A 5,530-nucleotide genomic window follows, 5' to 3' on the forward strand; every position below is an offset into this window, starting at 1 on the left:
CGAGTAAAGGAACCGGAAACAAATTGAGCAGCCCGATCGAAATCGACAGAACCGCGGCGAGATGCACCAGCGCGGCAAGACCGATGGTCGCGACCTGACCAGAGATCTGGGCGATTCGAAGCGGACCACCGACCTGGTCGGCCGCCTCGCGCCCGGTGAAGACGCCCCCGATATAGGCCAGGGTACGGTCCACCACGAACCAGGTTTCCTTGACCCCGAGCCATAGCGCGGTCGCAGGGTCCACACGCTCCGTCGTGATATCGCCCGCTGCCGTCTTGCGCGTAATGCCCAAGACACCGAGCCGATGGACATTTCCGAACGCGTCCTTTACTTCCCGGAACTGCGGGGTTCCCTGCAATTGCACCGTGGAATCGCCGCGTTTTATCGTGAACGACAACTGCTCGCCGGCCCGGACGCCGACGATTCGCTGCATGTCGGAGAAAGTTTCGATCGGTTGGCCGTCGATGGTTGTGACCACGTCGCCGACCTGGAAGCCGGCCGCGGCCGCGGCACTGCCGGCCTCCACCTGATCGACACGCGCTGTCGTACTCGGCTTGCCGAAGAACGTGAACAGGCAGGTAAAGATGACGATTGCCAGAAGGAAATTCGCAATCGGACCGGCGGCAACGATCGCGGCGCGCGGCGCGACTTTCTTGTGATGGAAAGAGCCTTCGCGCTCTTCTTCCGTCATACGGGCAAGCGCGTCGGACGACGGCGTAGAGGCCTCGCTGTCGTCGCCGAAGAACTTCACATAACCACCGAGCGGAATCGCCGAGATTTTCCATCGCGTGCCGTAACGATCGTTGAAACCGACAATCTCCGGCCCGAATCCTAAAGAAAACGTTAACACCTTCACGCCGACCCAGCGAGCGACCAAGAAGTGACCGAGTTCATGGAAGAAAACGATGATCGCAAGGACGAACAGGAACGGCACCCCAAAGCCGAATTGCTTCAAAGTGTTGAAAATGTGCAGAATGTGCTCAGACATCCATCGCCTCTCAATCAGAGCCGGAAAGCCCTGTTCTTACAGGGCCGCAAACAGGGCGGGAGACCCCTATCGTTAACGATTCTACGATGCCTTTGCGGCTATTTGAGGCAAGAGGGTGGCGGCTTTATTTCGCGCCGCATGGTCAACGGCGATGGCATCGTCGGCGGAAGTTAACGGTGCCATATTACCGGATCGGACCCAGTCGTTCATAGTGGCCTCGACCAGCCGTGCGATCGCCCCAAATTTGATTCGGCCGGCGATAAAGGCCGCCACGGCCACCTCGTTGGCGGCGTTATAGACGGTAGTGGCGCCGCCACCGGCCCGCAGCGCATCATAGGCCAGACTGAGCCCCGGGAAACGACCGAAATCGGGAGCCTCGAACGTCAGTTGCCCGATCTTGGCGAGATCGAGCTGGGCGGCCGGACCGACGATTCGGTCGGGCCAGCCGAGGCAGTGCGCGATCGGGGTACGCATGTCGGGTGCCCCCAATTGCGCCACTACGGAACGATCCGAAAATTCAACCATGCCGTGGACGATCGACTGCGGGTGTACCAGGACGTCGATCTCATCCGGCGTCAGCGCAAACAGACAGGAGGCCTCGATCACCTCGAGCCCCTTGTTCATCATGGACGCCGAATCGATCGTGATCTTCTGTCCCATGCTCCAGTTCGGATGTTTCAGGGCTTGCGCGAGCGTCGCCTGCTCTATATCGGCGCTGGCCCAGGTCCGGAACGGGCCGCCCGATGCGGTGATGATAACGCGCACCAGTTCATCCCGGTTCCCCGAACCAAGCGCTTGGAACAGTGCGTTATGTTCGGAATCCGCGGGCAAGATGCAGGACTTGGCCTTCGCCGCCCGTTGCATGAAGAAGTCGCCCGCGCAAACCAGGCATTCCTTGTTGGCCAACGCAATCGTCGCGCCGCGATCCACCGCCGCCAGCGCAGGTTTTAGTCCGGCCGCACCGCTGACGGCGGCCATCACCCAATCCGCCGGCCGCGCCGCGGCTTCGATGACAGCGCTTTCACCGGCGCCGCACTCGGTGCGCGTGCCGGACAGCGCATCCTTCAACTCAGCCAGGCGACCGGGATCGGCGATCGCTGCAAATCGCGCGTCGAATTCCTTCGCGAGCTTCGCCAGCGCCGGCACGTTGGTATTGGCGGTCAGTGCTTCAACCCGATAGCGGTCGCGCGCGGCCCGCAGCAAATCCATCGTGCTGTCGCCGATGGAGCCGGTGGCGCCGAGGACGGTCACGGCACGTATAGCGGATGCCGCGGGCTTGCTGTTACGCAACGGAACTGCGCTCATATCTTCACCAAACCATAAGACCGCGGCCGACGCCATCCACGCCACCCCGAAATAACCCTAAAATCGCCGCCAGCACGACGGCCGCAACGAAGCCGTCGAGGCGATCCATCAGCCCGCCATGGCCGGGGATAAGGTGGCTGGAATCCTTGACGCCGAACCGTCGTTTCACAGCCGATTCGAACAAATCGCCCAGCTGGGAAGCGATCGAGAGCGCCGCGCTCAAAGCCAGCAGGGGAGCTGTTCTACCGAGCCCGAAGGCCGCGAACCCCGCGCCGATGATCAGGCTCGACCCAAAGCCAGCGATCGCGCCGGCCCACGTCTTCTTCGGACTGACGCGCGGCCAGAGCCTTGGGCCGCCGATGCCGCGACCGGCGAAATACCCGCCGATATCCGTCACCCACACCACAAGCAGGATCAGCATCAGCGCGACAAATCCGCAGGTCTGATCGAGGCGCACCATTACCGATGCGATCGCCGCCACCGTGGCATAGAAGAATCCCGCGGCATTCCAGTGCCGCCGAGCCTTCGAAAGCCATGTCACGACGCCCAAGCCAAGTGCCGATGCCAGCAACGACGCGTCGATCCGCCCCGCGGCAAGACAAACTACCGACAGGGCAAGCGCAACGATGCCTGACGCCACCACTTTGGCTTCGCGGGCTGCCGCCACGATCATCAGCCATTCGACATAAAGGCCGATCGCGGCCAATGTCACCAGCGCGGTCCACAGCCATCCGCCGGCATACGCGCTCGCAATCGCAGCAGGCGCCAGCACCAGCGCGACGGCGACACGCATCAACAGATTGCGCGAACCCTGCTCGGCAACGGCCGCCGGCGCGGCTTCGCCCTCGTTCACGATCCGGTTTTCGCGGCCAGACCGCCGAAACGGCGCTCCCGTCTGGCATATTCGGCGATCGCGCCCTCAAGCGCAGCCTTGTCGAAGTCCGGCCAGTGGATCGGCACAAACACGAGTTCGCTATAGGCTGCCTGCCACATTAGGAAATTCGACAGCCGCTGTTCGCCGCTAGTGCGAATAATCAGATCGGGATCTGGAATATCGGGCGCATCGAGGTACCGACCGATGGTGTCGGCGTCGATCGATGCGGGGTCACGCCTGCCGTCGGCGACTTCGCACGCCAGCTGCCGCGCCGCGCTGGCGATTTCCTGCCGCGATCCGTAGTTGAACGCGACCACGAGGATGAGGCGCGTATTATTCCGCGTGAGGTCTTCGGCCTCGTTCAAAAGCGCGCAGATGTCCGGCTCCAATCCGTCACGCTGGCCGATCACGCGGACCCGGACGCCGTCGCGATGCAGGGTCGCAAGGTCGTTACGAATGAAGCGCCGCAGCAGGCCGAACAGGTCGCCGATCTCGCTCGCCGGACGCGACCAGTTTTCCGAGCTGAAGGAGAAGATCGTCAAATAGAGGATCCCGAGTTCGCTGGCGGCGCGCACGACGCGGCGCAGCGCCTCGACACCGCGGCGATGGCCTTCCGCACGCGGCAAACCGCGAGCCGCCGCCCAGCGCCCGTTGCCGTCCATGATGACTGCCACATGCAACGGACCGCCGGTTCGATCCGGCTCTTTGGTTGCGGGGGTGGCGGCGTTCGGCATCGGACAATCCTTGGCGCTAACAGCATTTATTCGGCGCTAAACTGTGAGGATTTCCTTTTCCTTCGCCGCCAGCAACTGATCGATCTCCGAAATCGTCGCATCGGTGGCCTTCTGGACCTCCGCGGCCAGACGCTCCTGATCGTCCTCGGAAATCTCGTGGCTTTTCTCGAGCTTTTTGACGGTGTCAAGACCATCGCGGCGGACATGGCGCACCGCGACGCGGGCGGCTTCGGCATATTTATGCGCGACCTTCACGAGTTCCTTGCGGCGATCCTGGTTTAGCTCGGGAATTCGCAGGCGCAGCACCTGTCCCTCGGTGGCCGGGCTTAAGCCCAGATTGGAATCGACGATCGCCTTTTCGACGGCCTTGACCATCGACTTGTCCCATACTTGCACCGACAGCAGTCGCGGCTCGGGCACGCTGATGGTCGCGAGCTGGTTAAGCGGCATATGCGTGCCATAGGCATCGACCTGTACCGGCTCCAGCATCGAGGCAGCGGCGCGGCCGGTTCGCAGACCGCCCAGTTCGTGCTTGAGAGACTGGGTGGCGCCTTGCATGCGCCGTTTCAATTCGTTGATGTCGAACTTCTCCGTGGGCATAACGCTCTCCCGTCCTGAAAACACTCCGTCGAGGCCGTCCAACCTGCGCGCGGTCTTGAAGATTACAAAACCGGTCAGCCGGCGACGACGGTGCCGTGGCCAGTGCCGCGCAGGATGGCGCCGATCGAACCCGGATCGGCGATCGAAAACACGATGATAGGCAGCGACGTCTCGCGGGCAAGCGCGAATGCGGTCGCGTCCATGACCTTGTAGCCGCCCTCAATCGCCTGTGAATGGGTCAGACGATCAAATCGCTTGGCGGAAGCATCCTTTTTGGGGTCGGCAGAGTAGACGCCATCGACATTGGTCGCCTTCAGCACGGCCTGCGCGCCGATTTCGGCCGCCCGCAAAACCGCGGTGGTGTCGGTGGTGAAGAACGGATTGCCAGTGCCGCCGCCGAGCAGCACGATCTGGCCCTCGGCAAGATATTTGTGCGCCGCAACGCGGGTGAACAGCTCGCAGATCTGTGGCATGACAAACGCCGACAGGGTCCGTGCCGGCGCTCCGCGCCGCTCGATCGCGGCCTCTAGCGCCAGGCAATTCATCACGGTCGCGAGCATGCCCATGGTGTCGCCGGCAGGGCGTGACACCCCGCGCGAGGATACTTCGGCGCCACGGAGAATGTTGCCGCCGCCGACCACGACGGCGACTTCGGTGCCGAGCTTCCGGGCTGCGATCAGATCGCCGGCAATGCGGTCGACGGTTGGCTGATCGATGCCTTGGGATTGTGATCCGGCAAGGTATTCGCCGGACAGCTTGATCACCACGCGACGGTAGACCGGCTCAGCCATGATCGCTTTCCTAACGGCGCGGCAGCCCCGACTTACGATGACGATGCGGTCGCCGCGTCTTCCGGCGGTTCCTTCTGGCCGCCGGAATCCTGCCGGTCGATTCCCTCGCCCAGAGCGTAGCGCACATAGCCGGTGATCTGCACCGGCGCGCCTATCTTGCCCTCGGCTTCCTTGACGGCCTGCGCGACCGACTTGGCATTGTCATGGATGAAGGCCTGCTCCAGCAGGCAGACCTCCT

6 protein-coding genes and 1 pseudogene are annotated in these 5,530 nt (G+C 62.9%); all 7 read right to left on the minus strand.

Annotated elements, in window-relative coordinates; genetic code table 11:
* Positions 1–988 (minus strand): M50 family metallopeptidase (locus ABSG20_RS28465; protein ID WP_423867798.1); only part of this gene is annotated, 988 nt, incomplete at its 3' end.
* Positions 989–1,069: 81 nt separating this feature from the next.
* Positions 1,070–2,293, minus strand: a complete 1,224-nt coding sequence (gene dxr, locus ABSG20_RS28470; protein ID WP_423867799.1) for a 1-deoxy-D-xylulose-5-phosphate reductoisomerase — start codon at positions 2,291–2,293, stop codon at positions 1,070–1,072.
* A gap of 4 nt (positions 2,294–2,297) precedes the next feature.
* Positions 2,298–3,146 (minus strand): phosphatidate cytidylyltransferase, encoded by an 849-nt coding sequence (locus tag ABSG20_RS28475; protein ID WP_423867800.1) that lies wholly within the window; start codon positions 3,144–3,146, stop codon positions 2,298–2,300.
* Entirely contained in the window at positions 3,143–3,901 is a 759-nt protein-coding gene (locus ABSG20_RS28480) for an isoprenyl transferase (protein WP_423867801.1), read from the minus strand. Before ABSG20_RS28480 ends, ABSG20_RS28475 begins: the two co-directional genes overlap by 4 nt.
* 36 nt (positions 3,902–3,937) lie before the next feature.
* The gene (frr, locus tag ABSG20_RS28485) at positions 3,938–4,501 is read right to left on the minus strand and encodes a ribosome recycling factor (RefSeq protein ID WP_423867802.1); all 564 of its coding nucleotides are present in this window, start codon (positions 4,499–4,501) and stop codon (positions 3,938–3,940) included.
* A 74-nt stretch (positions 4,502–4,575) separates the two neighbouring features.
* On the minus strand, positions 4,576–5,292 hold the full coding sequence (gene pyrH / locus ABSG20_RS28490) for a UMP kinase (protein ID WP_423867803.1): 717 nt from the start codon (positions 5,290–5,292) through the stop codon (positions 4,576–4,578).
* A gap of 32 nt (positions 5,293–5,324) precedes the next feature.
* Positions 5,325–5,530, minus strand: a pseudogene (locus tag ABSG20_RS28495) (hypothetical protein); the annotation flags it as partial.

The sequence above is a fragment of the Bradyrhizobium sp. genome (assembly GCF_049512235.1).
Classification (GTDB): domain Bacteria; phylum Pseudomonadota; class Alphaproteobacteria; order Rhizobiales; family Xanthobacteraceae; genus Bradyrhizobium.

Bases quoted from the DNA above. Each gene is read 5' to 3' on its own strand.
- dxr (WP_423867799.1), bottom strand. From the start codon at position 2,293: ATGAGCGCAGTTCCGTTGCGTAACAGCAAGCCCGCGGCATCCGCTATA.
- pyrH (WP_423867803.1), bottom strand. From the start codon at position 5,292: ATGGCTGAGCCGGTCTACCGTCGCGTGGTGATCAAGCTGTCCGGCGAA.
- ABSG20_RS28480 (WP_423867801.1), bottom strand. From the start codon at position 3,901: ATGCCGAACGCCGCCACCCCCGCAACCAAAGAGCCGGATCGAACCGGC.
- frr (WP_423867802.1), bottom strand. From the start codon at position 4,501: ATGCCCACGGAGAAGTTCGACATCAACGAATTGAAACGGCGCATGCAA.